This window comes from Aeromonas sp. TECH754 (assembly GCF_056279295.1).
In genome coordinates, this window is record NZ_JBWBRA010000001.1 from 713,136 (window position 1) to 738,392 (window position 25,257).

The 25,257-nt window shown below is 61.1% G+C and carries 29 protein-coding genes and 1 pseudogene; 22 read left to right on the forward strand and 8 right to left on the reverse strand.

All coding sequences use genetic code 11. From position 1 onward, the window contains the following. Positions 1–20: 20 nt before the first annotated feature. The 4 genes from ACZ9IL_RS03155 to ACZ9IL_RS03170 all read left to right on the forward strand — a co-directional run bounded on the left by ACZ9IL_RS03155 (position 21) and on the right by ACZ9IL_RS03170 (position 3,016). On the forward strand, positions 21–1,007 hold the full coding sequence (locus tag ACZ9IL_RS03155) for an alpha-ketoacid dehydrogenase subunit beta (protein ID WP_476002198.1): 987 nt from the start codon (positions 21–23) through the stop codon (positions 1,005–1,007). A 94-nt stretch (positions 1,008–1,101) separates the two neighbouring features. After that, complete coding sequence (locus tag ACZ9IL_RS03160) at positions 1,102–2,202, forward strand: dihydrolipoamide acetyltransferase family protein (RefSeq protein WP_476002199.1); 1,101 nt, start codon at positions 1,102–1,104, stop codon at positions 2,200–2,202. 204 nt (positions 2,203–2,406) lie between these two features. After that, positions 2,407–2,616, forward strand: a complete 210-nt coding sequence (locus ACZ9IL_RS03165) for a cold-shock protein (protein ID WP_033130512.1) — start codon at positions 2,407–2,409, stop codon at positions 2,614–2,616. Between the two features lie 97 nt (positions 2,617–2,713). Then, positions 2,714–3,016: a hypothetical protein gene (locus ACZ9IL_RS03170; RefSeq protein WP_476002200.1), complete on the forward strand. Its 303-nt coding sequence runs from the start codon at positions 2,714–2,716 to the stop codon at positions 3,014–3,016. On the opposite strand, the gene ACZ9IL_RS03175 is transcribed toward ACZ9IL_RS03170, so the two are convergent. After that, positions 3,003–3,251: a TIGR02647 family protein gene (locus tag ACZ9IL_RS03175; RefSeq protein ID WP_476002201.1), complete on the reverse strand. Its 249-nt coding sequence runs from the start codon at positions 3,249–3,251 to the stop codon at positions 3,003–3,005. The two genes, ACZ9IL_RS03170 and ACZ9IL_RS03175, sit on opposite strands and share 14 nt — an antisense overlap. A gap of 246 nt (positions 3,252–3,497) precedes the next feature. Here ACZ9IL_RS03175 and ACZ9IL_RS03180 point away from each other — a divergent pair, with 246 nt between their 5' ends. Further along, positions 3,498–4,055, forward strand: a complete 558-nt coding sequence (locus ACZ9IL_RS03180) for a hypothetical protein (RefSeq protein WP_476002202.1) — start codon at positions 3,498–3,500, stop codon at positions 4,053–4,055. A 91-nt stretch (positions 4,056–4,146) separates the two neighbouring features. Beyond that, entirely contained in the window at positions 4,147–4,539 is a 393-nt protein-coding gene (locus ACZ9IL_RS03185; protein ID WP_033130508.1) for a DUF2750 domain-containing protein, read from the forward strand. A gap of 198 nt (positions 4,540–4,737) precedes the next feature. Here the strand turns inward: ACZ9IL_RS03185 and ACZ9IL_RS03190 are convergent, their stop codons facing one another. Together ACZ9IL_RS03190 and ACZ9IL_RS03195 are read right to left on the reverse strand one after the other, a co-directional pair. Next, a complete protein-coding gene (locus tag ACZ9IL_RS03190; protein WP_476002203.1) occupies positions 4,738–6,588 on the reverse strand; it encodes an extracellular solute-binding protein in 1,851 nt (616 codons plus the stop codon). A 104-nt stretch (positions 6,589–6,692) separates the two neighbouring features. After that, complete coding sequence (locus ACZ9IL_RS03195; protein WP_476002204.1) at positions 6,693–7,586, reverse strand: EamA family transporter; 894 nt, start codon at positions 7,584–7,586, stop codon at positions 6,693–6,695. A gap of 139 nt (positions 7,587–7,725) precedes the next feature. Here ACZ9IL_RS03195 and ACZ9IL_RS03200 point away from each other — a divergent pair. Both ACZ9IL_RS03200 and ACZ9IL_RS03205 read left to right on the forward strand, forming a co-directional pair. Then, positions 7,726–7,910, forward strand: a pseudogene (locus ACZ9IL_RS03200) (fructose-6-phosphate aldolase); the annotation flags it as partial. A 90-nt stretch (positions 7,911–8,000) separates the two neighbouring features. After that, positions 8,001–8,189, forward strand: a complete 189-nt coding sequence (locus ACZ9IL_RS03205) for a hypothetical protein (RefSeq protein ID WP_476002205.1) — start codon at positions 8,001–8,003, stop codon at positions 8,187–8,189. On the opposite strand, the gene ACZ9IL_RS03210 is transcribed toward ACZ9IL_RS03205, so the two are convergent. After that, a complete protein-coding gene (locus ACZ9IL_RS03210; RefSeq protein WP_476002206.1) occupies positions 8,186–9,382 on the reverse strand; it encodes an HD-GYP domain-containing protein in 1,197 nt (398 codons plus the stop codon). The genes ACZ9IL_RS03205 and ACZ9IL_RS03210 overlap by 4 nt on opposite strands. 340 nt (positions 9,383–9,722) lie before the next feature. On the opposite strand from ACZ9IL_RS03210, the gene rsuA reads away from it, so the two are divergent. Next, the gene (gene rsuA, locus ACZ9IL_RS03215) at positions 9,723–10,415 is read left to right on the forward strand and encodes a 16S rRNA pseudouridine(516) synthase RsuA (protein WP_476002207.1); all 693 of its coding nucleotides are present in this window, start codon (positions 9,723–9,725) and stop codon (positions 10,413–10,415) included. A gap of 149 nt (positions 10,416–10,564) precedes the next feature. Here rsuA and ACZ9IL_RS03220 read toward each other — a convergent pair whose 3' ends face one another. Further along, on the reverse strand, positions 10,565–11,482 hold the full coding sequence (locus tag ACZ9IL_RS03220) for a DMT family transporter (protein ID WP_476002208.1): 918 nt from the start codon (positions 11,480–11,482) through the stop codon (positions 10,565–10,567). Between the two features lie 234 nt (positions 11,483–11,716). Here ACZ9IL_RS03220 and ACZ9IL_RS03225 point away from each other — a divergent pair, with 234 nt between their 5' ends. Both ACZ9IL_RS03225 and yfcE read left to right on the forward strand, forming a co-directional pair. Then, complete coding sequence (locus ACZ9IL_RS03225; protein ID WP_476002209.1) at positions 11,717–13,369, forward strand: peptide ABC transporter substrate-binding protein; 1,653 nt, start codon at positions 11,717–11,719, stop codon at positions 13,367–13,369. A gap of 10 nt (positions 13,370–13,379) precedes the next feature. Continuing rightward, the gene (gene yfcE, locus ACZ9IL_RS03230) at positions 13,380–13,922 is read left to right on the forward strand and encodes a phosphodiesterase (RefSeq protein ID WP_476002210.1); all 543 of its coding nucleotides are present in this window, start codon (positions 13,380–13,382) and stop codon (positions 13,920–13,922) included. A 60-nt stretch (positions 13,923–13,982) separates the two neighbouring features. On the opposite strand, the gene ACZ9IL_RS03235 is transcribed toward yfcE, so the two are convergent. The 3 genes from ACZ9IL_RS03235 to flgA form a co-directional block, all read right to left on the reverse strand. Beyond that, entirely contained in the window at positions 13,983–14,399 is a 417-nt protein-coding gene (locus ACZ9IL_RS03235; RefSeq protein ID WP_476002211.1) for a flagella synthesis protein FlgN, read from the reverse strand. Continuing rightward, positions 14,396–14,716 (reverse strand): flagellar biosynthesis anti-sigma factor FlgM, encoded by a 321-nt coding sequence (gene flgM / locus ACZ9IL_RS03240; RefSeq protein ID WP_476002212.1) that lies wholly within the window; start codon positions 14,714–14,716, stop codon positions 14,396–14,398. Before flgM ends, ACZ9IL_RS03235 begins: the two co-directional genes overlap by 4 nt. 97 nt (positions 14,717–14,813) lie before the next feature. Continuing rightward, complete coding sequence (flgA, locus tag ACZ9IL_RS03245) at positions 14,814–15,419, reverse strand: flagellar basal body P-ring formation chaperone FlgA (RefSeq protein ID WP_476005296.1); 606 nt, start codon at positions 15,417–15,419, stop codon at positions 14,814–14,816. A 234-nt stretch (positions 15,420–15,653) separates the two neighbouring features. Here flgA and ACZ9IL_RS03250 point away from each other — a divergent pair, with 234 nt between their 5' ends. From ACZ9IL_RS03250 to flgJ, 11 genes are all read left to right on the forward strand, one after another. Next, entirely contained in the window at positions 15,654–16,565 is a 912-nt protein-coding gene (locus ACZ9IL_RS03250; RefSeq protein WP_476002213.1) for a chemotaxis protein CheV, read from the forward strand. An 18-nt stretch (positions 16,566–16,583) separates the two neighbouring features. Then, a complete protein-coding gene (locus ACZ9IL_RS03255) occupies positions 16,584–17,408 on the forward strand; it encodes a CheR family methyltransferase (RefSeq protein ID WP_476002214.1) in 825 nt (274 codons plus the stop codon). A 61-nt stretch (positions 17,409–17,469) separates the two neighbouring features. Further along, on the forward strand, positions 17,470–17,871 hold the full coding sequence (gene flgB, locus ACZ9IL_RS03260) for a flagellar basal body rod protein FlgB (RefSeq protein ID WP_476002215.1): 402 nt from the start codon (positions 17,470–17,472) through the stop codon (positions 17,869–17,871). Beyond that, entirely contained in the window at positions 17,868–18,287 is a 420-nt protein-coding gene (gene flgC, locus ACZ9IL_RS03265) for a flagellar basal body rod protein FlgC (RefSeq protein ID WP_139700896.1), read from the forward strand. Before flgB ends, flgC begins: the two co-directional genes overlap by 4 nt. Before the next feature lie 105 nt (positions 18,288–18,392). Further along, positions 18,393–19,130 (forward strand): flagellar hook assembly protein FlgD, encoded by a 738-nt coding sequence (locus ACZ9IL_RS03270; RefSeq protein ID WP_476002216.1) that lies wholly within the window; start codon positions 18,393–18,395, stop codon positions 19,128–19,130. Positions 19,131–19,142: 12 nt separating this feature from the next. Beyond that, the gene (gene flgE, locus ACZ9IL_RS03275; RefSeq protein ID WP_476002217.1) at positions 19,143–20,501 is read left to right on the forward strand and encodes a flagellar hook protein FlgE; all 1,359 of its coding nucleotides are present in this window, start codon (positions 19,143–19,145) and stop codon (positions 20,499–20,501) included. Positions 20,502–20,641: 140 nt separating this feature from the next. Beyond that, positions 20,642–21,388: a flagellar basal-body rod protein FlgF gene (gene flgF, locus ACZ9IL_RS03280; RefSeq protein WP_476002218.1), complete on the forward strand. Its 747-nt coding sequence runs from the start codon at positions 20,642–20,644 to the stop codon at positions 21,386–21,388. A 14-nt stretch (positions 21,389–21,402) separates the two neighbouring features. Then, positions 21,403–22,191: a flagellar basal-body rod protein FlgG gene (gene flgG, locus ACZ9IL_RS03285; protein ID WP_033131136.1), complete on the forward strand. Its 789-nt coding sequence runs from the start codon at positions 21,403–21,405 to the stop codon at positions 22,189–22,191. A gap of 38 nt (positions 22,192–22,229) precedes the next feature. Continuing rightward, positions 22,230–22,901 (forward strand): flagellar basal body L-ring protein FlgH, encoded by a 672-nt coding sequence (gene flgH, locus ACZ9IL_RS03290; protein ID WP_033131137.1) that lies wholly within the window; start codon positions 22,230–22,232, stop codon positions 22,899–22,901. Between the two features lie 34 nt (positions 22,902–22,935). Further along, complete coding sequence (locus tag ACZ9IL_RS03295) at positions 22,936–24,033, forward strand: flagellar basal body P-ring protein FlgI (RefSeq protein WP_476002219.1); 1,098 nt, start codon at positions 22,936–22,938, stop codon at positions 24,031–24,033. A 102-nt stretch (positions 24,034–24,135) separates the two neighbouring features. After that, a complete protein-coding gene (gene flgJ, locus ACZ9IL_RS03300; protein WP_476002220.1) occupies positions 24,136–25,254 on the forward strand; it encodes a flagellar assembly peptidoglycan hydrolase FlgJ in 1,119 nt (372 codons plus the stop codon). Positions 25,255–25,257 lie beyond the last annotated feature (3 nt).

A 25,257-nucleotide genomic window follows, 5' to 3' on the forward strand; every position in this document is an offset into this window, starting at 1 on the left:
GCTGTCACCGGGGAGGAAGCATGAGTGACATGACATTGCTCGAAGCCGTCAACCTGGCGCTGCATCACGAGATGGAGCGAGACCCGGACGTGGTGGTACTTGGCGAGGATGTGGGGGTCAATGGCGGGGTGTTTCGCGCCACCGTGGGCCTGCGCGACAAGTTTGGTTTCAAGCGGGTGATCGATACCCCGCTGGCGGAAGGCTTGATCGCCGGGGTGGCGGTCGGCATGGCCACCCAGGGGCTCAAACCCGTGGCCGAGTTCCAGTTTCAGGGCTTCATCTTCCCCGGCATGGAGCAGATCATCTGCCAGGCGGCGCGGATGCGCAATCGCACCCGTGGCCGACTCTCCTGTCCCATCGTCTATCGCTCGCCCTATGGCGCGGGCATCCACTCGCCCGAGCACCACAGCGAGAGTGTGGAGGCGTTGTTTGCCCACATCCCGGGGCTGCGAGTCGTGATCCCCTCGAGCCCCAGGCGGGCATACGGCCTGCTGCTCTCCGCCATTCGTGACCCGGATCCGGTGATGTTCTTCGAGCCGGATCGTATCTATCGCTCCATGAAATCGGACGTGGTGGATGACGGTGTCGGCCTGCCGCTGGATGTCTGCTTCACCCTGCGCCCTGGCCGGGACATTACCATCGTCGCCTGGGGGGCCTGCATTCAGGAGGTGATGCGGGCATCCGTGCTGCTGGCCGAGCAGAACATCCAGTGCGAGGTGCTGGACTTGGCCACCATCAAGCCACTGGACATGGAGAGCATCCTGGCGTCGGTGCGCAAGACCGGCCGCCTGCTGGTGGTGCACGAGGCGTGCGGCAGTTTCGGGGTCGGCGCCGAGATAGTGGCGCGGGTCACCGAGGAGGCGCTGACCTCCCTCAAGGCGCCGCCCAAGCGCCTCACCGGGGTGGACGCCGCCGTGCCCTACTATCGCAACGAGGAGTATTACCTCATCACCGAGCAGGATATTGCGGATGCGGCTCACCAGCTGATGGAGAAAAATTGGCTATGACCTTGTACACAAATGGGCGGTTGAACGACTGCGCAAACGACAGGCATGGAATTTTTCAACGTGCGGTGATTTCCCAGCGGATGGAGAACGGGTCATGAAATTTTTCAAATTACCGGATCTGGGCGAAGGACTGGCCGAGGCCGAAATCGTCGAATGGAAGGTCAGTGCCGGCGAGACGGTGCAGGTCGATCAGGTGCTGCTGTCGGTGGAGACCGCCAAGGCGCTGGTGGACGTGCCTTCCCCGGTGGCCGGGGTCATCGCCCGGCTCTGCGGCCAGGAGGGGGACATACTCCACATCGGTGCTCCCCTGGTGGAATTCGAAGGGGGTGAGGATGATGGCACCGTAGTAGGCAAGGTGAGCACTCATCAGCAACACATCGAGGATCACTTCGTGGTGGGGGCCATCGCCCCCGGCGGCAACCTGGTTCAGGCCATGCCCGCGGTGCGTCTGCTGGCGCAAAAATTGGGGCTCGATATCGAGCGGCTCAAGGGCAGCGGCAACGCGAACATGGTGACCGAGCAGGACGTGCAGACGGCCTTCGAAGCGATGCAGGGCAGTGGCAACGAGTTTCTCAAGGGATCGCGCCGGGCCATGGCCAAGGCGATGGAACACTCTCATCGCACCGTGGTACCGGTCAGCCTCACCGATGAGGTGGACTTGCGTCACTGGCGCACCGATGAAGATGTCACGGTGCGCCTCATCAAGGCCATCGGCGTCGCCTGCCGTGCCGAGCCCTCCATGAACGCCTGGTTCGACGGGGATACGCTATCAAGACGTCTGTTCAACGAGGTCAATGTGGCCATCGCCGTCGATTCCAAACACGGGCTCTATGTGCCGGTGATGGAGAACGTGGCCGAGCGGGAGCGGGCGGATATCCGCCAGGGGCTCAATCGGATGATAGCCGACGTGAAGGCGCGCGCCGTGCCACGCGAGATGTTGCAGGGGGCGACCATCACCCTCACCAACTTCGGTGCCATCGCGGGGCGCTACGCCAGTCCCATCGTCACGCCGCCCCAGGTGGCCATCATTGGCGCGGGCAAGTTGTTTGACAAAGTGGTCTTCATCCACGGGGAGGCGCGACCGGTCCGGGCACTGCCATTGTCGATGACCTTTGACCACAGGGCCTGCACCGGTGGTGAGGCGGCACGCTTCCTCAAAGCCCTGGTTCAGGCACTGGAATCGGCGGATGTATAAACGACAGTGCCCTGCCGCTGGCAGGGCACAAATTTGTTTGCGTAATCGACAAAGGCACGTATAATCCTAGGCAGCTTGAAAGGGCGATAGTTATGCCAATGAAGACGATGTTTTACATTTTCTCCTGTTGTACATAAGTAATCCCGTTTTTAAGCTTTATCCGCTGAAAAGCATAAGTAATTTTTTTGAATACAGGTTAAAGATATGTCTAACATGATCACCGGTACCGTTAAGTTTTTCAACGAAACCAAAGGTTTTGGCTTCATCCAGCAAGAAAACGGCCCGGACGTTTTCGTTCACTTCAGCGCTATCGGCGGTAACGGCTTCCGTACCCTGGCTGAAGGTCAGCGCGTACAGTTCTCCGTGACCCAAGGTCAGAAAGGCCCGCAGGCTGAGAACGTAACTGCTCTGTAATTCTTACAGAATTTAAGAAAGCCGTGGTGCCTCTGGTACCACGGCTTTTTGTTTATGGCATATTCTTAAATTTCTCTTATCCAGCATGCCAAGCCTCATGATCCCATCACTGTTGTTGACCGCATCCCTGCTCCTTGCCAACGCCCCGCTTCCCGATCCCGCTGCGAGTCAGGCCGTGACCGTCTGTCAGCAGTTCGTACAGGTGCGTCTTGGAAAGATGGAATTGCCCGAGGAGATCAAGGCTCTGCCGGTGGCAAAGCGAGAGGGGGAGTGGTTGATCGATGGCAAGATAAAAGGACCCGAAGGTCCTTTGCTGTTTGCTTGTCTGCTGCGACAAGGTAAACGTTGGGAATTGCTCAATTTCTCGCTCTGGGCGCCGCAGGAAATCAACTCGGCTTGAGTGCCACCAGCAGGTGATGGAGGTGTTCGAGCATGGTCATGCCGAAGGGGGTCAGATAGCCGCCATCGGCTGCACTGATGAGGCCCTGCTGATGCATCCGCTCTGCCGCCTGGCATAGCTCTTCAGACATGTCGCTGCGTAACTTGATCCCCAGACTCATGTTGGCCGGATCAAAGCATGCCAGTATTTTCAGCTCATTTACAAAATCGTCAGAAACCTGGTCGATCCCACTCATGGATGCACTCCTTACGCTAAAGATGTATGCAAACTAGCATTCCCGGTTTTACTTTAGTGCGCGCTGGCTCAAACTATTGGGCTTTGTCCGGGCAGGGGGGGCGCGAACGCTGCTTTTTTGGTCTCGAAATCCAGACCGCTCAAGCGTGACGGCACAATCCGTGGGCTGGCAAATATGATAGAATAGCTGCTCGTTTGTCTTTTCGGCCAGGTATGATCCCAGGCCTTCCAGCTCAAGGCGCCTCTTATGATCACTGTGACTCTGGTCTCTCTGCTGCACTCCCTTGCCCCCCGTTTTCCTGTTTATGCTCCCGCTCTGCTGCTGCCCTTGCTCGACGCACATCAAGGGGATCTCTGGCTGCCGGCCATCAAGGGGGAAGATGTGACGCGCTTGCGCCAGCATGCCAAGGGGGGAAGTGCACAGGAGCTGGCGCCGCTTGCGGCGGGGTGGTGCGACTTCGCGGCTGGGGATGAGGGCAAGACACCCGAGCTCGACGCGCTGGCGAGCTACGACGATGAGATGATGGACAACCTGCTGATGTACTGGAGCAATCCGGCCAGGATCAACAGCCCGATCACCGATAACCTGTTCGAGCTGCGCCGCGAGGTGGTGGATGAAGCCCACGGTGCCAAGTTGGCGGGGGCCTGGCAGCAACAGCAACTGGCCCGGTTCGAGCAGATCATACAAGGCGTGCAGGCCGGTCGGTCCCAGCTCTGCTTCGTGGAGGTGGAGTCCGCCTACTGGCTGCGCCAGCGGCTGAGCGAGACGGCGGGCGTTACCCTGGTGACACCGACGTTGGATTGAGCCATTCCGGTGACTGACAGCATGCTCATGCTGGACAAGCCGCCGGCAAGATGTGAACATGTCGCCCTTTATTGAATGAGAGACTTGACCAATGAGCTATGAACTTAGCGACACCGAGCGCAATGCCGCGCTGCAACTGAACGCCGACTACCGCTTTGATCACTTCATCAGCAAGCTGGTCGAGCACGAAGAGCTGTTTGTCCTGACCGACGAACACGGCGTCATGATGCTGACCACCGAAGATGAAGATTGCATCCCGGTCTGGCCGCACCCTGAATATGCCAAGGCCTGGGCCGAAGGCGAGTGGGCCGACTGCAAGCCGCAATCCATCACCCTCAAGGTGTGGCTGGAGCGCTGGGTCGATGGCATGGAGCAAGATGAGCTCTGCGTCGCCGTGTTCCCGACCCCGGATCAGGAAGGCATCGTGCTGGAGCCGGCCGACGTGGCCGACGCCATCGCCCAGAAGCAGGCCAAGCGCGGCTAATCCCTCGCATCGGTATCTGTTGCCATAAAAAGACCCCGCCATGCAGCGGGGTCTTTTGTTTGCATGCGGCTCTCTTCTTGTACTCAAGACCCCGTCCGATACGGAACGGGGTCTTTTGTTTGCATGCGACACTCTTCTTGTACTCAAGACGCCGTCCGATACGGTGCGGGGTCTTTTGTCTGGTGTCGCAAGCAAGGCTCAAGGTTGCTGGTAGCGGGTATCGATCAGGGTGACGGGGGGGAAGCGCTGACCACTCTTGATGGCCGTCTGTGTCTCCGCCTTCAGCTGCTCGTCGATCCAGAACAGACCGCCAAAGCTGTAGCCCGAGTTGCCGCCATCGAGCGGCCAGTACAGCAGATCGCTCTTGGGGGTCGCCGGGATCTTGGGCAGTTTCACCCAGCGCCAGGCGCCGGCCCGGGTATAGGGCACCTGATAGGCGGGCACGAAGCTTGCCAGCTCATAGAGCCGTTGCTGGATCTGGCGAGACAGCTCGGCCTTCTTGGCAAAGTCGAACGCCTTGTCGAACTGCTCCACCAGGGCGGTGATGGCATCGTCATCGATGTTCATGATGTTGTTGGTTTGCGGCTTGTTGGCGTTGATCTTGTGGAAATGCTCCCAATAGGCGGGATAGCGGCCGGTGCTCCAGCCCATCCAGGCGCTCTGGTGCTTCTTCTCCAGCATGGATTTGAAACCGGCGGAGGCATCCATCAGGTTCAGCTCCAGATTGAGGCCCGCCTTCTTCGCTTCCTCCCGCAGCAGGGTCAGGCGCTGGGCATGCTCCTGGGTGGTATAGGTGATGCTCAAGGAGAGGGCCTGCCCCTTGTCATTTTGCAAGATGCCATCCGGCCCCGTCTTGGTGAAGCCCGCCTTGGCGAAGTATTCCCGTGCCAGCTTGGGATCGAAGGGGCGCGCCTTGAGATCGGTGTTGGTGAAGGCGCCCTGGCCAGAGCCATAGCTGTTGAGGCGCTGGTAATCCCCGCGCAGCAGGGTGGCGATCATCTTGTCGATGGCGAGCGCATACTGGATGCCGAGCCGCACATTGAGATCACTCAGCAGCGAGTCGGCGGTGTTGAGGTAGAGCCCCATCGGCGATTGCGGCGTCTGGGTATAGAACCAGATCCGGTCGATGTAACCCTTGTCGAATTCGGCGGTCTTGCTCTTGTCGTGCCACCAGTTGGGCATGACGAGCGGGAAGGTGTCGAGCTCGCCGCGCAGGAAATACTGCCAGGCGATGTTCTGATCCCGCAGCACCTTGATCTCGATGTGATCGGGATTGAACCGGTGCTGGAAGTAGCGCTCCCCATCCCCCCACCAGTCCTTGACCCGGTTGAAGGTCACGGACTTGCCTTTCTTCAGCTCGCCCATCTCATAGGCGCCGGTGACCGGCAGGATCTTCCAGTTGTACTCCTTGACCCAGTTGGCGGTGAGCTTGATGGCGTGGCTCGGCTCCGGGCTGAAGGGCAAGGATTCCAGCAGATCTTCCCGACTCTTCTCGGTGCCGCTGGTGATGGACAGCGTGTGATCATCGAATTTGGTCACTGCGCTTATCTGGGTGCTGTAGTAGTTGTTGTACCAGGGATCGTTTATCTCCTTGCTGCGCATCATCTTGAGGGTGAACAACCAGTCGTCGGCAACGACGGGCTGACCGTCCGACCAGCGGGCTTTGGGGTTGATGCGAAAGTAGAGGGTCTTGTTGTCGGTTCCAAATGCCCACTGGTTGGCCAGCATCGGCATGGGGTTGCCGGTGACGGGGTGGGTGGCGAGCAGCGGCAGGGTGCCTTCCCGGATGTAGCCCGCGAAGCCGCCATTAGAGTCCGGCCCGTATTTGCGCAGGGTGAGCGGGAAGCTCGTCATGAAATCGTGAAAGGTGCCGCCGCGGATAGCGGCGGGATCGGCGTAGACGGGGTCGCTGTCATTGCTCTCCCATACAAGATCTGCCGGCAGCGCTGCGCTCCAGCCAAAGGTGCTGAAAAATAGCGAGGTCACCAGTGCCGTGAATCGTACAACGCGCAAAAACAGTGAAATGGTCGGTGACGAAGGGTGCAGCATGTCCTTGCTCTCCTGATGATCGGCGTCCTGCCGGGAACGATGTCAGGCCCGCGAGGGCCTGTCTCATGATGGGAACTTTCCCCCGCCAGGTCAATGCCGTGGCGTCAGTGCTCGGCCTGGGGCTTGAACAGCTTCATGCGCCCGCCCAGCACATGCACCACGAAGCCGAGCAGCACCAGCCCGGAGCCGAGCCATTGCAAGGTGTTGGGATGTTCATCGAGCAGGAGGGCGGCGGCCACCATGCCGACGCAGGGGACCAGCAGGGAGAGCGGCGCGACCTGGGCCACCGGATAGCGCATCAGCAGGCGCCCCCAGAGGCCGTAACCGAGCCAGGTGGCGATGAGCGACAGGTAGAGTACGCAGAGCAGCCCCTGCCAGCTGAAATGTTGCAGGCTGCTGACGATGCGCGCTTGCCCCTCGAACAGCCAGGAGAGCGCGAGGAACGGCGCTATGGGTACCAGGCCACCCCAGGCGATGAGGCTTGGCAGGCTGGTCTGGTAGCGCAGTCCTATCTGGCGATTGATGACGTTGCCAAGGCCCCAGCAGGCGGCTGCACACAGGGTCAGCATGAAGCCGAGCAAGGTGAGGTTGCCCTCGCCGTTGGCGGCGATGAGATAGAGGCCGCCTCCCGCCAGCGGCAGCGCCACCCAGTGATGGCTCTGCCAGCGCTCCCCGAGCCAGATCATGGCGAACAGCAGGGTGAACAGCACCTGGGATTGCAGCACCAGAGAGGCCATGCCCGCCGGCATGCCGAACTTCATGGCGCTGAACAGGAAGGCGAACTGCCCAAGGCTGATGGCGCCGCCATAGGCCAGCAGCCAGCGCCAGGGCATGGCGGGTCTGGGCACCAGCAAGATGGCGGGGAACACCACCCCGATGAAGCGCAGTGCGCCCAGCAGCAGGGGTGGAATGCCATCCAGTCCCCACTTGATCACCACGAAATTGAGTCCCCAGCACAGAATGACCAGGGCGGCCAGACACTTGTCCTTGGCTTGCATGATACGTCCTTGTTGATACGGCAGCTGTGGTGCGAAAGGCACAGGCCAAAGGGAGCCGGCGAGTCGACAGAGGCTCGAGCATAACCGCTAAGGGGTGATGGGTGTCAACCAGAGAGCGTCAAGGTGCGGCCATTCCGTGCCGCACAGGATGGTTCAGGCGGCGACGCCGTGCAGGGGCACCCCGCGTCAGGCGCTGGACTGCCTGCTGGCAGGCTGCCAGTCATCACCCTGCCGCTCGATGTGGCCGAGCAACTGCTCAGGATGCCGGCGGTGGATGCGGCGCTCGCCAAGCTCGACCAGGATTGGCAGCGGGCCTTCGGCTAACGCCAGGGGGAGGGAACCGGGGGAGGGGACTGGGGGAACTACACTCAGGGGAGGCTCGACATTTCGAGCCCGGTTGGCAGGAGGTTCCCCATGAGCGATCACAGTCTGTTGCCCCAGGGCGAGGATCTGCGCCGCGCCGTGCGCTGGCTCGGTGAGCATCGGCAGCACGATTTGCAGGCCATCGAGGAAGCCAGCCTGCGGTTTTGCCTGTCACCTCTGGATGAGGAGTTTCTCATCCACTATTGCCGCGAGCGGCGATCCGAGTCTCGCAACACCTAGACGAAGTTGGCGAGGTTGATGCCAAACTCCTTGGGATCCACCGTGCTCTCTATGCTCTCCTGTCCCCCGCTCCTGGCGAGATCCAGCCACTGCACCTCGAGGTAGTGGCGCTGGCCAGTGTGATAGATCACCTTCACCACCGGTTTGAGCGGCTCCTTTGGATTGCGTTGCATGACGATGGCCAGCCGCTGGTTGGACAGCTGCACCAGGGTGCCGACCGGATAGACCCCCATGCACTTGATGAAGCGGGTGACCAATTCCCGATCGAAGTGATGATCCGCGCCCTTGAGCAGGATCCGGAACGCCTGGGTCGGTTGCATCCCCTGCTTGTAGACCCGGTCCGCCGTCACGGCGTCGTAGACATCGACGATGCCGCTCATGCGGGTATAGAGCGACAGCTGGGGCCCCTTCAGACGACGGGGATAACCGCTGCCGTCGAGCCGCTCGTGGTGATTGGCCGCCACCTCCAGCATGATGGGGGTGATGCCGGCCGTCGCCAGCAGGATGTCGTGGCTGTGCACCACGTGCAGGCGCATCACGTCAAACTCCTCGTCGGTCAGCTTGCCCGGTTTGTTGAGCACCTCGTCCGGGGTCATGATCTTGCCCACGTCGTGCAGCAGGCCCCCCAGGGTCAGCTCCTTGAGCACGCTGCGCGGGAGCCCCAGATAGCGGCCGAAGTTGGCCAAGAGGATGGCCACGTTCATGGAGTGTTCCATCAGATAGGCGTCCTTGGCCCGGATGCGGGCAAGGCAGAGCATGGCGTCGCCGTGGCTGAACATGGTGTCTACCATCTCTTCGGCGACTGCGGCGAGCGGCGTGATGTCGATGGGTTCCCCTGCCTTGAGCTGGCGGATGAACTTGCCCTGCAGCGCGCGGGCCTCCTGATACAGGCGGCGGATCTTGAGCTCGCGCCCTTCGCCGTTGGCACTGGTGCCCGGACGGGGTGGGGTGGACGAGGCGTCGTCAGGTTGAGGGGCGGCGGCGGGCTCGAGCCCGGCCAGCTTGCTGCGGGAGATATCCACCTGCACGGCGCTGACCCCGCGCCGGATCAGGGCCTCTATCTGCTGGTGGTTCGTGACCAGTCCCGTCTGGGCAATTTCCATGGCGCCGGTCTGGCTGGTGATGGCAACCACATACATGCCCGATTGCAGCCGATTGACCGGGATGACGGGATGAGGCGTGCTCGACTTCATACGGCTTCCTGACATTATTGTGCGTAACGGGCGCGTTATCGAGCAATCTACCACGACACTATTGAGTCTATGTATGTTTGTGTGGTTTTTGTCATCGAAACCAGCTTGTATCGCTATGTAACACCAAGATTGAGGCATTGGGAGGCGGCTTTCAAGCACCGTCTTCAGGCCGAGCCTGCCCGAGCCAGTGAATGATGTGGTCAGTCGGCCGCGTCGTCAGCCGTGCAACCCAGTAATAGTCAAAGGGTATCCAGTGGCTCCCATCCTTGCTTAGTGCTGGCGTTGTCCGGCCCGGCCGATATAATGACGCCCCTTTATTGATGGACTCCGAGGTTTTGGCATGCGGCTCGATAAATTTCTTTGCGATTGCTCCGATTTGACCCGCTCCCAGGCGGGCAAGCTGATCCGTCAGGGTGAGGTGATGGTGGACGGGATCCTGGTCAAGCAGCCCGCCTTCCACATCAACGAGCAGAGCCAGATCGAGTTCGATGGGGTCATGCTCTCGTTGGACCAGCGCAACCGCTACTTCATGCTGCACAAACCGGAAGGCTACGTCTGCTCCAACGAGGACCCGGATCACGCGACCGTCTTCCAGCTGCTGGATGAGCCTGCCATGGGCAAGCTGCACGTGGTGGGCCGGCTCGATCTCGATACCACAGGGCTGGTGCTGATCACCGATGACGGCCAGTGGTCTCACCGCATCACCTCGCCGCGCCACGAGTGCGCCAAGACCTACCATGTCTGGCTGGCGGATCCGGTGAACGAGGATGCCATCTCGCTGTTTGCCGACGGGGTCTTCCTGCGCAACGAGGAAGACAAGACCCGCCCCGCACAGCTGGAGCTGCTCGGAGAGTGTGAGGCACTGCTGACCATTCACGAGGGCAAGTATCACCAGGTGAAGCGGATGTTCGCTGCCATCGGCAACAAGGTGGTCGGGCTGCATCGGCAGCAGATCGGGGCGTTGGTGCTGGATGAGGAGCTGGCACCTGGCGAATACCGTGAGCTGACCGACGACGAGATAGCCCAGTTCTGATAGCCTGCGCCCTCTCCCGAAAGAGAGGGCGCGGCTCGATAACGGGCTGATGCCACACAGAGGCAGTGGCGCCGTGTGGGCAATCCGGTAGCCGCAGAGCCTGGACCGACCGCCTTATCCTCGTGGGATAAGAGGGGCGGTTAGGGGAGTCAGGCACCGCCCATCCCCAAGACCAGGGCCGTGCCCAGGGTCGCCAGCAGGGCGCCAGCCCAGGCGGGAAGCGCGGGTCTCACCCCCGAGTGCCACCACAGCAGGGGCAGCAGTATGACCGGGGTGGTGGAGGAGAGGATCGCCACCATGCCGACCTCCCCCTGACGCAAAGCCACCAGAATGAGCGTCATCCCGAGCGCCATCGCCAGGAAGCCGTTGATGCCTATCATGCCGAGCACCCGCCGGTTGATGGGATTCTGTGGCAGGGCCAGCGGCACCCGCAGCACCCGCAACACGCAGTGCGCCAACAGGGCGCTGCCCATGCGAATGCCGGAGGCGCTCACCGCGTCCACCTCGCCACCCATCATCACCGGCTTGGCGATGATGGCCCCCAGGCTCTGACACAGGGCCGCAATCAGGCCCAGCGCGATGCCGATGGCCAGATGACCGCGCACCTGCTCCCACTCGTTGTGCTGCTGAGACGGAGGCGGGTTGCCGCGTCGCCCGAACAGAATGGCGAGCATGACCCCGGCCAGTACCAGCAAGGCACCTACCAGACGCCAGCCATCGAGCCGCTCGCCAAACAGCCAGAGGCCGAGCAGGGCGGAGAAGAGGGCGTGGCAGGAGAACAGCAAGCCGCTGCGACGGGGTCCCAGCCGGTTCATGCAGGCAAACAGGGCGGTGTCACCGACGAAAATGCCGATGAGGCCGGACAGCGCCAGCAGGGGCAGGGCACTCTCGGTGAGGGTCTGCCAGCCACCGGTAACCAGGCTGGCGCTGCCCAGCATCAGGCTGACCAGGAACATTCGCCAGCGGCTGTAGGCAAAGGCCCCCAGATGGCGGGCCGGTTTGACGGAAATAAGGGCGGCCATTGCCCATAAACTGGCCGCTGCCAGCGCCAGCCACTCATATCCCATAACAGTCCCTGACAATGTAGCGAGAAGGCGTGCCAGACGACTGCCAGCGTCCGCTTGCTTGCTTAAGAAGAAATGGCTGAAAAAAATAACCCGAAAGACTCCATCTATCGGGCAAGCCCGATACAATACGGGCCGTCTTCGGGGATAACAAGTGCGGCATCATGCATTCTCCGCCGGGCGCGCCGCCGGCCTTCCCCCTATCTGCAGTCAAAAGAATTGAATGAGGTTTATGTCATGGTTCACCGTCCGGCAGTTTACTGCGCTACCCGCCGGCCAGCTCGTCGCTGGCTCCCTCCCATGTTGCTGGGGCTGATGCTGGCGCCGCCGTTGCACGCGACCACTGTGGTGCAACAGCCTGTGCTGTCGGACAGGCAGACCCTGGTCAAGGGCAACGGTGCCGAGCCAGAGTCCCTGGATCCGGCCCAGATCCGCACCGGTTTCCCGGGGGAGGTGGTGTTGGTGGACCTGTTCGAGGGGCTGGTGAGCGAGGATGGCCAGGGCAAGATAGTGCCGGCCCAGGCCCAGCGCTGGGAGACCAGCGAGGATGGGCTGGTGTGGCGCTTCTTCCTGCGCCCGCAGCTCAAGTGGTCAAACGGCGAGCCGCTCGTAGCACAGGATTTTGTCTACGCCTGGCGGCGCCTGTTGGATCCGGTGCAGGCCTCTCCGTCCGCCGGTCTGTTGTTGGCCACCGGCCTCAACAACGCCCAGTCCATCTATGCCGGCGCCCTGGATCTCGAGGCGCTGGGAGTCGAGGCCGAGAGCGATCAGATCCTCAAGGTGACCCTGGAGCGGCCCGTGCCCTACTTCCTGCAACTCATCAGCCAGCGCCCCTTCGTGCCGGTCAACAGGCAGGCCATCAGCCAGTTTGGCAAGCAATGGACCCAGCCCGGCAAGCTGGTCAGCAATGGTGCCTACAAGCTGGTGAACTGGGTGCCGAACGAGCGTATCGAGGCGGAGCGCAATGCCCAGTACTGGGACGATGCCCATACCCGGATCCAGCGCGTCACCTATCTGCCCCTCGCCTCCCAGCATGCGGAGCGGCTGCGCTACGAGGCGGGGGAGATCCAGCTCACCAACAAGGTGGCGCTGGAGTATTACCAGAAAACCATGCAGGAGACACCCGAGCGGATCTGGGGCCTGCCGCTGCTCGGCACCTACCTCTACACCTTCAACCTGCGCCGCCCCGAGCTGCAGGACGTGCGGGTGCGCCAGGCGCTCTCCATGGCCATCGATCGCCATCTGCTGACCGAGAAGGTCAGTGGTCAGGGTGAGCCGCCGGCCTGGTCCTTGTTGCCCGCCATGCCGGGTTATGAGGAGCTCAACACCGAATTGGCCTTGCTGGATCAACCGACCCGCCTGGCCCGAGCCGGCGCACTGCTGGCGAAGGCCGGCTACAACAGCGCCCGTCCTCTCAAGCTGACGCTGACCTACAACACCTCTGAGAACCACAAGAAGCTGGCATTGGCGGTGGCGGCCATGTGGAAGCCGCTGGGGGTAACGGTTGCGCTCAACAACATGGAGTGGAACGCCTACCAGGTGGCGAAAGACAGTGGAGATTTTATGCTGGCCCGCTCATTTTTGTTTGGTGATTATGTCGAGCCGTCTTCCATGCTCAACAGTTTCCGCTGTCAGGATCCCCAGAACGAGAGCGGTTACTGCAATCCCGCCTTCGATACCCTGCTGCAACAGGCGGCGGACACCCTGAACGAGGCGACCCGGACCGGGCTCTACCACCAGGCCGAGCAGTTGCTGATGGACGAGATGCCGGCCATTCCGGTCTATCACTACAACCAGATGCGGCTGGTGGATCCCACCCTGAGCGGCCTGCCCAGCCGCAACCTGAAGGGCGCGATCGCCACCAAGGATCTCTATTTCAGTCAGCCATGAGGAACGCGGGATGAAGATAGCCATTATCTCCGATGTGCACGGCAGCCTGGCGGCCCTGGAGCAGGTGCTGGCGCGGCTCGCCCCCTGGCAGCCGGATCACTACCTGCTGCTTGGCGATCTGCTCAATCACGGCCCGCGCAATCCGGTCCCCGAGGGCTATGCCCCCGCCGCCGTGGCCGAGCGGCTCAACCCGCTGGCTCCCCGCATCATGGCGGTGCGGGGCAACTGCGATTCCGAGGTGGATCAGATGCTGCTCGATTTCCCCATCACGGCACCCTACAACCAGTTGCTGGTGGACGGGCGGCGCTGGTTCGTCAGCCACGGCCATCTCTATCGCCCCGGCGAGGTGCCGTTGCCGGCGGGCAGCCTGTTTATCAGCGGCCACACCCATCTTCCCCTGCTGCAGCGGGAGGGCGATCTGGTGCTGATGAACCCGGGCTCGATCTGCTTCCCACGGGGGGCGCTGGCGGCCAGCTATGGCTGTTATGAGGAGGGGATGCTGCGCATTCATGCCTGCAGCGATGGCGCAGAACTGATGCGATTGGTACTGTAAGCGGGTAGGGAAGCGTGGGAGTGACGGGGTCTGACTGGTGTTGTTAAACGCGAGGGGAGTTCAGGCCTTGATACCCAGGGAGCGGGTGCCGGAGCGGGTATTGCCCTTGGCATCATAGGTCAGGGAGTTGCGATCGCGCAGCTTGCTGAGGAAGCTTGCCAGTCGGCGATTGGAGATGATGCTCAGCTCGAGCAGCCGGCCATTGAGGTTGTTCTGCTCCTGGCAGGCGTCCAGCTTGGCTTGCAATGCCTGCATCTGCTGCGGGAAGGCGCTGAGCCGTTGCTGCAGATCGGGCAGTTCGGCCAGGGTCTTGTCCAGGGTCTCGATGACCACCAGCAGTTGCTGCTTGCGATCGGTCAGCGCCGGCAAGGCCAGAGCCTGGTGTTGTTTGAGCAGGTCAAACTCCTCCGCCAGCAAGCCTTGCATCTGGGAGAGGTATTCATCTTGGGCGTGCAGCAGCGCGACTAAGTCCATCATCCGAGCCGTTTATCCAGATCGGCTTCAAAACTGAACATCTTCTTGGCCACGGCGGCGCTGTCGACCTTGTATTCCCCACTGGCCACGGCCTTCTTCAGGCTTTCGACGCGGCTTTCATTACCGGTGGAGGCGGTGTTGAGGGTCTTGTGCATCTGTTGCAATTGCTGCGCCTCGTTGGTCAAGGAGACAGAGTCAGTCTTGACGGTTGCCGCGCGATTGCCTTCGGCCGAGGTCGTTGACTTGCTGGCTACACCCTGACTGGTTGCGCTATTTTGCAACCTGCTGTTTGCCAAGTTGTTGATATTGTTGATAGCCATACGCTTTACCTTCGTCTGCTTTGCTGTTCGCTTATCTCTGTTTATCGGTGATGGTGGTCAGAACTTTAGAAAAAAAATCGAAGCATTAACAAAATAATCAAAATGTGACCACCACGGAACCAACGGCACTGACGGTGCCCTGTACCTGTCTGCCCGAGCGAATGTTAACGAGCCTGATCATGTCTCCGAAGCTGCCATCTTGCAAGGCTCGGGCCATGGTTTTGATCTGCATGCTGCTATTTTCGGCGAGGAGAGTCACCTCATCCCCCTTGCACACCACACAGACCTGGGTGAGCCGAACGGGCTGACCCGGTTTCAGTTCACGCTTGCTGCGCGCCCCGATGAGGGGGGCCGGATCGCTCAGAAAGTCGCCCCGCACCAGAGTCTGATCCTGATAGGCCAGGGTCAGCATGGACTCACTGAGGATGTCGCCCTTGGCCACCGGGGTCGCCACTGTGACATAGGGTTTCTGGATGCTGACCCGCACCGGCAGGTAGAGATCCCAGGGCTGCGCCGATTCACACTTGAGATAGACGGTGGTGTTGCGGCGGATCTCCATCTTGGTGGGGAAGGAGATGGTCAGCGCCTCCTCGCAGCGATTCAAGGGGAGACGCTCATCGATGGCCGCGGCCTTGACCTCGGCCTGGGCATCGAGGGGGATCTCCAGCTGGCCGAGCACGAACTCCTGCGCCTGTTCCTGCAGGTATTGGGTGACCTCGGACGCCATGGCGTGAGAGAGGCTGCAAAACGGCAGTAAGATCAGGAAAAGTCTACTAATCATTTTTGCTTGCCGGTCGATAAGTTGATCACGTATACCACCGTAGTTAACTATGCTTGCTGCTGAATTTGGTTGCCGAGACATCGATGGTCTGACGCAAGCCAACCTGCATGCAGCGACATATGCACGATCAGTGCCAAGCGTTTTTAGGGAGTGTTTATGGCGAGTATTTTGGACTCGGTCAACCAACGGACCCAACTGGTGGGACAAAACCGACTGGAGTTACTGCTGTTTCGTCTCAATGGACGTCAAAGATTTGGCATCAACGTGTTCAAGGTGCGTGAGGTGCTGCAATGCCCCCCCTTGACCGTCATGCCCAAACTCAACTCCTGCATCCGCGGCGTGGCCCATATCCGTGGCCAGACCATCTCGGTGATCGATCTCAGCATGGCGATGGGCAATCGCCCGATCCAGGATATTTCCAAGTGCTTCATCATCATCTCCGAGTACAACAGATCCATTCAGGGGTTCCTGGTGCAATCGGTCGAACGCATCATCAACATGAACTGGGAATCCATCCTGCCACCCCCCAAGGGCGCCGGCCGCATCAACTACATGACGGCGGTCACCGAGGTGGATGGCGAGCTGGTCGAAATTCTGGACGTTGAGCGGATCCTCAACGAGATCTCGCCGGTCTCCACCGAGGTGAGTGCCGAGCTGGTTGAAGCCAGCGTGGAGCGCAACACCCACGGGCGTCCGGTACTGGTAGCTGATGACTCTTCGGTGGCGCGCAAGCAGGTGCTGCGAGCGCTGGAGGCCATCGGGGTGCAGTGTGTGCTGGCCAAGGATGGGCGCGAGGCGCTCAACATGCTGCTGGAGATGGCCAAGCTGGGTCCCATCAAGGATCAGATTGCGCTGGTCATTTCCGACATCGAGATGCCGGAGATGGACGGCTACACCTTCACGGCGGAGATCCGCAACAATCCCGCGCTCAAGGAGTTGCATGTTATCCTGCATACCTCCCTCAGCGGGGTGTTCAATCAGGCCATGGTGCAGAAGGTTGGTGCGAACAATTTCATTGCCAAATTCCAGCCTGATGAATTGGCCAAGGCCGTACAAGGCGCTCTCTAATAAAGAAGAAAAAACTGCATGAAGACACTGTCGGACGACTTATACAAACAATTCAGCAATTTTCTGGCGCTGCAGAGCGGCATCGTGCTGGGTGACAACAAACAGTATCTGGTCAAGAGCCGCCTGTCGCCCTTGATGACTCAGTTTGGTATCGAGAGTCTGTCTGAACTGGTGACCCGGGCGATGAACGTGCGGGAACGGGATCTGAAGATGGCGGTGATTGATGCCATGACCACCAATGAGACCCTGTGGTTTCGCGATACCTACCCGTTCCAGCTGCTGAGCGACAAGATCTTCCCCGAGCTCGGCAAGAGCGGCCGTCCCATCAAGATCTGGTCCGCCGCCTCTTCCTCGGGGCAGGAGCCTTACTCCATCGCCATGACGGCGCTGGAGCAGCAGGTCAAGCGGCCTGGCACCTTGCCGGGCGGGGTGCAGATAGTGGGGACCGATATCTCCAGCACCATGCTCAATCAGTGCAAGGAGGGGGTCTATGACAGCCTGGCGCTGGCACGCGGCTTGTCGCCCGAGCGCAAGCGGCTGTTCTTCGAGGCCCACGGTGACAACAAGATGCGGGTATCGGAGCGTGTCAGAAAATTGACCAGTTTCCGGCCCCTGAACCTGCTGGAGAGCTACAGCCTGCTCGGCAAGTTCGACATCATCTTCTGCCGCAACGTGCTCATCTACTTTGCGCCCGAGGTGAAGTCCAAGATCCTCAACCAGTTCGCCAGCAGCCTCAATCCCGGCGGCTATCTGATGCTGGGGGCCTCGGAGTCCCTTGCCGGTCTCACCGACAAGTTCGAGATGATCCGCTGCAACCCCGGCATCGTCTACAAGATCAAATAATCCCTTCCAATCCCCCTTTGGCACACCTCTTGCTAAACATTCGTGAAGCAGGAGGTGCGCTATGGCAATTTCATTCGACAAGGCATTCGGTATTCACCAATACACGCTGAGCGTTCGCGCCAAGCGTGCGGAGGTGCTATCGAGCAACATCGCCAACGCGGATACCCCGGGCTTCAAGGCCAGGGACATCAACTTCTCCCAGGCGCTGCAGGATGCCCGGAGCCAGCAAGGTTTTGGCCTCGCCACCACCAGCGAGAAGCACATCGCCTTGCAGATGGATGCCCCGGGGTCGACCCAGTTTCGCAACCCCCTGCAACCGGATACCGGTGACGGCAATACCGTGGATGTGCAACAGGAGCGCAGCGAGTTCCTGCGCAACAGCCTCGAGTACCAGGCCTCCCTCGAATTCATGAACGGCAAGATAAGCGGCCTGCTCAAGGCACTGAAAGGAGAACAAGGATGAGTTTGTTCAAGGTCTTTGACATTGCAGGCTCAGCCATGAGCGCGCAGTCGGTTCGCCTCAACACGGTCGCCAGCAACATGGCCAACGCCGACAGCGTCAGCTCCAGCGTGGAAAAAACTTACCATGCAAGGCGGCCAGTCTTTGCCGCCCAGCTGGAGCAGGCCATGTCCGACAAGCAGGCCTCGGTCGGCGTCGACGTGAAAGGCATAGTGGAGAGCGATGCACCGCTGCTCAAGGAGTACAACCCCAACCACCCCATGGCGGACAAGGATGGCTTCATCTTCAAGCCCAACGTCAACATGGTGGAAGAGATGGCCGACATGATTGCCGCCTCGCGCAGTTACCAGACCAACGTTCAGGTCGCCGACGCGGCCAAGAAGATGCTGCAGCAGACGCTCGGCCTCGGCAAATCCTGATAGAGGTGAACCCAGATGACAGAGACCTGTGACAGCCTGCACGGCCGCGGCCATCGGCTCGGCCCGTGCGGTGCGCGGCAAACCCGGACAGAGGGGGAAGCATAAGTGGCAGATACCTATGACAGCCTGCTCGGCGTCAACCGGGCTTCGACGAACCAGACCAGTACGGCCAACACCACGACCCAGAAGAAGGAGCTCGATCAAGCCTCCTTCCTCAAGCTGTTGACCATGCAGCTCTCCTATCAGGATCCGTTCAAACCGGTGGACAACGCCCAGATGTTGTCTCAGATGACGTCCATGTCGACCTCGGAGGGGATCAGCAGCCTCTCCACCCAGATGGGCAGCCTCAACAGCCTGATGACCTCCAGCCAGGCGCTGCAGGCCTCGGCATTGGTAGGTCAGAACGTGCTCATCCCCTCCAACACCGGCTATCTGGAGAAGGGGGGAGCCATCTCCGGGATGATCGCCACCGGCGACGGTGCCAGCAACCTCAAGGTGACGGTGAAGGACGAGAGTGGTCAGGTGGTCAAGGAGTTCGCCATCGAGGGCGAGCAGAAGGGCAACGTGGCCTTCGAGTGGGACGGCAAGGACAAGGATGGCAACCTGGCCAAGAGCGGCAAGTACCAGATCGAGATCCACGGTACCGTGAATGGCAAGTCGGAGACTATCCCGGCACTGGCCTACGCCCAGGTCGAGAGCGTCACCCTGGGTACCAGCGCCAACCCCAGCACCCTCAAGCTCAAGGGGCTGGGTGGTATCTATCTGACCGACGTATTGGAAATTGGCGGGACGACCGGCAAGTCGAACACGACCCCGGACCCGACCTCTAAAGCAGTGATCTAAGGAGATAAAGACATGTCATTCAACAATGCCCTCAGCGGCATCAATGCGGCTCAAAAAGACCTGAACGTCACCGCGAACAACATTGCCAACGTCAACACCACCGGCTTCAAGGAGTCCCGTGCCGAGTTTGCGGACGTCTATGCCAACTCCATCTTCGCCAATGCCAAGACGCAGGTCGGCAATGGGGTGGCGACCGGCGCGGTGGCGCAGCAGTTCCACCAGGGGGCGCTGCAATTTACCAACAACGCGCTGGATCTCGCCATCCAGGGCAACGGTTTCTTCGTCACCTCGGACGGAATGACCAGCCTGGACCGCACCTACACCCGCTCGGGCGCCTTCAAGCTCAACGAAAACAGCTACATGGTCAGCAACTCCGGCGGCTATCTGCAGGGGTACGAGACCAACGCCGACGGTACCCCCAAGGCGGTCAGCATCAACGCGACCAAGCCCATCCAGATCCCGGACCGTGCTGGCGAACCCGTCCAGACGTCCCAGATCGATGCCGGCTTCAACCTGCCATCCACCGCCTCACCGCTGGCCGCGGGCAACAGTGCTGCGGATGCCTCCAAGTTCGATCCCAAGGATTCGAGTACCTACTCCTCTTCTACCTCAGTGGTGGTCTATGACTCCCTGGGTGAGCCGCACACCATTACCCAGTACTTCACCAAGGAAGCCGATCCGGCCGACCCGACCAAGGCGGTGGTGCCGACGGCCTGGCGCATGTACCTCTATGAAGGTGACAAGCCTATCGACATCGCGGGTGGTGCCGCCACCACCATGGCCACCGGCGTCAGCCAGGCCCCCCTGAGTGCCCGCGTGACCTTCGATGCCTCCGGCAAGCTGGTCACCCCGACCACGCCGGCGGTCATCAAGACCGAGCAGCTGGGGGCGGCGGGGGCCGGTATCATCACCAATGGCGCGGATGCTACCCAGGCTATCGAGATCAAGCTCGGTACCGTGACCCAGTATGCCTCGCCGTTTGAAGTCAACAAGTTGACTCAGGATGGCTCCACCGTCGGTCGCCTGACCAAGGTCGAGATCACCGCAGATGGCATCGTCTCGGCGACCTACAGCAACGCCACCACGGTCAAGGTCGCCATGGTGGCCATGGCCAAGTTCGCCAACTCCCAGGGGTTGACCCAGGTGGGTGATACCTCCTGGCGTCAATCCCTGCTCTCCGGTGATGCGCTGCCCGGTACTCCCAACTCGGGTACCTTCGGCTCCATCAAGTCGTCGGCACTGGAGCAGTCCAACGTGGACCTGACCACCGAGCTGGTGGATCTCATCACCGCCCAGCGCAACTTCCAGGCGAACTCCCGTTCGCTGGAAGTGAATACCTCGCTGCAGCAGAGCATCCTGCAGATCCGCTAATTGGTTGTTATTTAAAAGGGGCGCTGCGGCGCCCTTTTTTACGCCTGTCTCGTGTGTTTTCCCTCCTCTGCTCCTCTTTGTTGTCTTGGCATCCTACTTGCAGTTGTCCCCCCAGAGTCATCTGTTTGACGGAGGATCCCATGGATCACCTGCTTTACATCGCCATGTCCGGGGCCAAGGAGAACATGAACAGCCTGGCTGTGCGTGGCAACAACCTGGCCAACGCCAACACCATCGGCTTCAAGTCTGACTTCGAGCAGGCGCGCAGCATGCAGGCGTTTGGCGAAGGGCTGCCCACGCGGGTGTTCGCCATGACCGAGAGTCCGGGCCAGAACCTGCAGCACGGCATGCTGATGACCACGGGGCGGGATCTTGACGTCGCCATCGACGGCCCGGGCTGGATTGCGGTGCAGGACCCCAATGGGAAAGAGGCCTATACCCGCATGGGCAACTTGCAGCTCAATGCCGCCGGCAACCTGCAGACCTCTACCGGGCTCAACGTGGTGGACGACGGCGGCCAGCCCATCGTGCTGCCGCTGCCCATGGAGAAGATCGAGATCACCCGGGATGGCACCATCAGCGGTCGTCCCGAAGGGGCCGCCGCCAACCTGCCGGAAGATTTCCAGCGCATCAAGCTGGTCAATCCGGCCAGCGACACGGTGGCGAAGGGGCAGGATGGCCTGTTTCGTCGCAAGGACGGCCAGAATGAAGCCGCCTCCGCCGAGGTCGGCCTGCTGGCGGGCTCGCTGGAAGGCAGCAACGTCAACGTGGTCGACGAGATGACCAACCTTATTCGCTTGCAACGTCAGTTTGAAACTCAGGTCAAGATCATGAAGACCGCCGAGGAGAACGACGAGGCTCAAACCCAGCTGCTGCGTATCAGCTAATCAAGGAGCACAACATGAATCCTGCACTCTGGATCAGCAAGACCGGCCTCGATGCCCAGCAGACCAACATCTCTGTCACCTCGAACAACCTCGCCAACGCCAGCACCGTTGGCTACAAGAAGGCGCGCGCCATCTTCGAGGACCTGCTCTATCAGAACATCAACCAGCCTGGCGGGCGCTCTTCGGCGGACACCGAACTGCCGTCCGGCCTGATGCTGGGGGCGGGGGCCAAGGTGGTCGCCACCCAGAAGAACCACAGCCAGGGCAACGTGCAGACCACGGACAACTCGCTGGATCTGATGATCAGTGGCCGCGGCTACTTCGAGATCCAGCTGCCGGACGGCAGCGCGGCCTATACCCGCAACGGCCAGTTCACCCTCAACGACGAGGGCACCATAGTGACGCCGGGCAACGGTTACCCGCTGCAACCGGAGATCCAGATCCCCGAGAACGCCCAGAGCGTGACCGTGGGGGAGGATGGTCAGGTGTCGGTGCAGCTCAAGGGAGATGGCCAGTCACAGGTGGTGGGCCAGATCAACACCACCGACTTCGTCAACCCCACCGGTTTGCAACCCATGGGGGAGAACTTGTTCCTCGAGACCCAGTCGAGCGGTGCCCCCATCCAGGGCACGGCCGGTGCGGACGGACTCGGGGTGGTCAAGCAGGGCATGCTGGAGACCTCCAACGTCAACGTGACCGAAGAGCTGGTGAACCTCATTCAGGCCCAGCGGGTCTATGAGATGAACTCCAAGGTCATCTCGGCGGTGGACTCCATGATGTCCTTCCTGACTCAACGGACCTAACCCAGGTTTACCTGGGCATTTTCAAGCGGAGAACCATGATGAAAGCCATCTGGATGCTGGGCCTGCTGACGCTGACAGGCTGCGCCAGCACACCCAATACCGCCAAACCCGACGATCCCGACTTCGCCCCCGTCTATGGCGAGTCGGAGCCGGTCTCTGTCCGGCCGACCGGCGCCATCTTCCAGCCCGAGCAGGTCAATGGCATCTATTCGGACATCAAGGCCCACAGGGTGGGTGACATCATCACCATCCAGCTGGCCGAATCGACCTCGGCGTCGAAGAAGGCCAACACCCAGAGCGGCAAGGACAACAAGCTGGAGCTGGAACCCGTCACCCTCGGCGGGGTGCCGGTGACGGCGAGCCCCTATGACCTGTCGGCCTCCATCGGCCAGACCAGCGCGTTCAAGGGCCAGGCCAAGGCGGATCAGAGCAACAGCCTGCAGGGCAACATCTCGGTCAGCGTGGTCAAGGTCTTGCCGAACGGCAATCTGCTGGTGCGCGGCGAGAAGTGGATCATGCTCAACAACGGCAACGAATACATCCGCATCACCGGCCTGGTGCGTCCCGAGGATGTGACCTCGGAGAACAGCGTGTCGTCCCAGCGGGTCGCCAATGCGCGCATCCATTACGGCGGCACCGGCGATCTGGCCAACACCCAGGAACAGGGGTGGCTGACCAGCTTCTTCAACGGTCCCTGGTGGCCCATCTAGGATTCACTGGACCCAGGTCCAGTCAGGAGATCTCATGAATCGACTCCGTCTGCTCGGCCTGCTGTGCTGCTTCTTGCCGCTCGGGCTGGCGCATGCCTCCCGCATCAAGGATCTCAGCTCGGTGGAAGGGGTACGTAGCAACCAGCTGCTCGGCTACGGCCTGGTGGTGGGTCTGCCCGGTACGGGCGAGAAGAACAACGCCTTCACCGAGCAGACCTTCAGGACCATGCTCAACAACTTCGGCATCAAGGTGCCGGACAACATCAAGCCCAAGATCAAGGACGTGGCGCCGGTCGCCATCCACGCCGATCTGCCGCCCTTCTCCAAGCCGGGCCAGACCATAGACGTCACCGTCTCCGCCATCGGCGAGGCGAAGAGTCTGCGTGGGGGCACCCTGCTGCAGACCTTCCTCAAGGGGCTGGATGGCCGTGTCTATGCGGTGGCTCAGGGCAGCCTGGTGGTCGGCGGCCTGGGGGCCGAGGGTGCCGATGGCTCCAAGGTGGTGGTCAATACCCCGACCGTGGGGCGCATCGCCAATGGCGCCACCGTGGAGCGCGAGGTACCCAATGCCTTCTCCCAGGGGGACACCATCACCTTCAACCTGAACCGGCCCGACTTCACCACCGCTAGGCGAGTGGCCGACGTGGTCAACGATCTGGTGGGGCCCAACACCGCCCAGGCGCTGGATGCGACCTCCATCAAGGTATTTGCGCCACGGGACCCCAACCAGCGGGTCTCCTACCTGGCCACCATCGAGAATCTGGAGGTGGATCCGGCTACCGAGTCCGCCAAGATCATCGTCAACTCGCGCACCGGTACCATCGTCATCGGCAGCCAGGTCAAGTTGCGGCCCGCCGCCATCAGCCATGGCGGGCTGACGGTGACCATCGCCGAGAATCAGCAGGTCTCCCAGCCCAATCCGCTGGCGGGCGGGCAGACGGCGGTCACCAACAACTCCACCATCAACGTGCAGCAGGAGCCGGGCCGGATGTTCAAGCTTGATACCGGTGCGACCCTGGACGATCTGGTGCGGGCGGTGAATCAGGTCGGGATAGCGCCGGGCGATCTGATGGCGATCCTGGAGGCACTGCAGCAGGCGGGTGCCATTCAGGGGCAGCTGGTCATCCTGTAAATGACGGGCCATCGCATCAAGCTGGCGCCATTCAAGGGCGGCGAGTCATTGGGTAAGGTATTGGGCGGCAAGGGTTTGCCACGGGCGGCAACGAGGTAGGTTATGGCAGAGTTCGACTCCCAGAGCGGGATCAATCTTGGCATGGTGCAGGATGTCCAGAACCTGGACAAGCTGCGCCGGATGAGCATGAGCAAGGAGGGAAAGGCCGACGCGCTGATGGCGGCCGCTCGCCAGTTCGAGTCCATCTTCACCCAGACTCTGTTCAAGGGAATGCGCCAGGCCAACGCGGTGCTGACCGAGGACAACCCGATGAACAGCAGCTACACCCAGTTCTACGAGGGGATGCTGGACGAGCAGCGGGTCGCCGACATGTCGAGCAAGGGCGGCCTCGGCATCGCCGAGATGGTGGCCAAGCAGTTCTCCCCCGAGAAGAGCTTCACCCACAATGACGGCCGGGTGCTCAAGCTGCCGCAGCGCACCGAACGGGTCTATAAACCCTACCAGCCTCCCACCTCGGCCCCCAATGATTTGATCGCAGCCTCAAAAGTTGGCAAAGATTTTGCTGAAAAGGAGATGAATAGCGAGCTGAATGGGGCCGAACCCCGGTTTGCCCTGCCCAGACGCCCTCATCGCACCGTGCCTCCCATGGGGGACAGCCAGCGCCTGAGCAGTCAAGGGATTGAGGGGGCGGGCGGCAGCGCCAAGGTGTTCGACAGTCCGGAAGAGTTCGTCCATCGGCTGATGCCGCTGGCCAAGAAGGCGGCGGACAAGCTGGGGTTGAGCCCGGCGGTGCTGGTGGCACAGGCGGCGCTGGAGAGCGGTTGGGGCAAGCGGGTGATCAAGGACGGGGAAGGGCAGATGACCCACAACCTGTTCGGTATCAAGGCCGATCCGCGCTGGGAAGGTCCAAAGGCGGTGGTCAGCACCCTGGAATACGAGCAAGGGGTGGCGTCTCGCCAGAAGGCGGCGTTCCGCTCCTACGAGTCGTTTGAGGAGAGCTTCAACGACTATGTGGACTTTCTGACCTCGGGCTCCCGCTACAAGGGCGCCCTGGCCAAGGCGGACAGTCCGGATCGCTATTTCGAGGCGTTGCAGCAGGCCGGTTATGCCACCGACCCCCAGTACGCCAAGAAACTGAAACAGGTCTTGCGCAGTGACGCCATCACCGGCTACTTCACGCCCGGCAACACTGCGACCCGGAACACAGAGATGGAGCTGTAAGTT

Bases quoted from the DNA above. Each gene is read 5' to 3' on its own strand.
- ACZ9IL_RS03155 (WP_476002198.1), top strand. From the start codon at position 21: ATGAGTGACATGACATTGCTCGAAGCCGTCAACCTGGCGCTGCATCAC.
- ACZ9IL_RS03160 (WP_476002199.1), top strand. From the start codon at position 1,102: ATGAAATTTTTCAAATTACCGGATCTGGGCGAAGGACTGGCCGAGGCC.
- ACZ9IL_RS03165 (WP_033130512.1), top strand. From the start codon at position 2,407: ATGTCTAACATGATCACCGGTACCGTTAAGTTTTTCAACGAAACCAAA.
- ACZ9IL_RS03170 (WP_476002200.1), top strand. From the start codon at position 2,714: ATGATCCCATCACTGTTGTTGACCGCATCCCTGCTCCTTGCCAACGCC.
- ACZ9IL_RS03175 (WP_476002201.1), bottom strand. From the start codon at position 3,251: ATGAGTGGGATCGACCAGGTTTCTGACGATTTTGTAAATGAGCTGAAA.
- ACZ9IL_RS03180 (WP_476002202.1), top strand. From the start codon at position 3,498: ATGATCACTGTGACTCTGGTCTCTCTGCTGCACTCCCTTGCCCCCCGT.
- ACZ9IL_RS03185 (WP_033130508.1), top strand. From the start codon at position 4,147: ATGAGCTATGAACTTAGCGACACCGAGCGCAATGCCGCGCTGCAACTG.
- ACZ9IL_RS03190 (WP_476002203.1), bottom strand. From the start codon at position 6,588: ATGCTGCACCCTTCGTCACCGACCATTTCACTGTTTTTGCGCGTTGTA.
- ACZ9IL_RS03195 (WP_476002204.1), bottom strand. From the start codon at position 7,586: ATGCAAGCCAAGGACAAGTGTCTGGCCGCCCTGGTCATTCTGTGCTGG.
- ACZ9IL_RS03205 (WP_476002205.1), top strand. From the start codon at position 8,001: ATGAGCGATCACAGTCTGTTGCCCCAGGGCGAGGATCTGCGCCGCGCC.
- ACZ9IL_RS03210 (WP_476002206.1), bottom strand. From the start codon at position 9,382: ATGAAGTCGAGCACGCCTCATCCCGTCATCCCGGTCAATCGGCTGCAA.
- rsuA (WP_476002207.1), top strand. From the start codon at position 9,723: ATGCGGCTCGATAAATTTCTTTGCGATTGCTCCGATTTGACCCGCTCC.
- ACZ9IL_RS03220 (WP_476002208.1), bottom strand. From the start codon at position 11,482: ATGGGATATGAGTGGCTGGCGCTGGCAGCGGCCAGTTTATGGGCAATG.
- ACZ9IL_RS03225 (WP_476002209.1), top strand. From the start codon at position 11,717: ATGGTTCACCGTCCGGCAGTTTACTGCGCTACCCGCCGGCCAGCTCGT.
- yfcE (WP_476002210.1), top strand. From the start codon at position 13,380: ATGAAGATAGCCATTATCTCCGATGTGCACGGCAGCCTGGCGGCCCTG.
- ACZ9IL_RS03235 (WP_476002211.1), bottom strand. From the start codon at position 14,399: ATGATGGACTTAGTCGCGCTGCTGCACGCCCAAGATGAATACCTCTCC.
- flgM (WP_476002212.1), bottom strand. From the start codon at position 14,716: ATGGCTATCAACAATATCAACAACTTGGCAAACAGCAGGTTGCAAAAT.
- ACZ9IL_RS03250 (WP_476002213.1), top strand. From the start codon at position 15,654: ATGGCGAGTATTTTGGACTCGGTCAACCAACGGACCCAACTGGTGGGA.
- ACZ9IL_RS03255 (WP_476002214.1), top strand. From the start codon at position 16,584: ATGAAGACACTGTCGGACGACTTATACAAACAATTCAGCAATTTTCTG.
- flgB (WP_476002215.1), top strand. From the start codon at position 17,470: ATGGCAATTTCATTCGACAAGGCATTCGGTATTCACCAATACACGCTG.
- flgC (WP_139700896.1), top strand. From the start codon at position 17,868: ATGAGTTTGTTCAAGGTCTTTGACATTGCAGGCTCAGCCATGAGCGCG.
- flgE (WP_476002217.1), top strand. From the start codon at position 19,143: ATGTCATTCAACAATGCCCTCAGCGGCATCAATGCGGCTCAAAAAGAC.
- flgF (WP_476002218.1), top strand. From the start codon at position 20,642: ATGGATCACCTGCTTTACATCGCCATGTCCGGGGCCAAGGAGAACATG.
- flgG (WP_033131136.1), top strand. From the start codon at position 21,403: ATGAATCCTGCACTCTGGATCAGCAAGACCGGCCTCGATGCCCAGCAG.
- flgH (WP_033131137.1), top strand. From the start codon at position 22,230: ATGAAAGCCATCTGGATGCTGGGCCTGCTGACGCTGACAGGCTGCGCC.
- ACZ9IL_RS03295 (WP_476002219.1), top strand. From the start codon at position 22,936: ATGAATCGACTCCGTCTGCTCGGCCTGCTGTGCTGCTTCTTGCCGCTC.
- flgJ (WP_476002220.1), top strand. From the start codon at position 24,136: ATGGCAGAGTTCGACTCCCAGAGCGGGATCAATCTTGGCATGGTGCAG.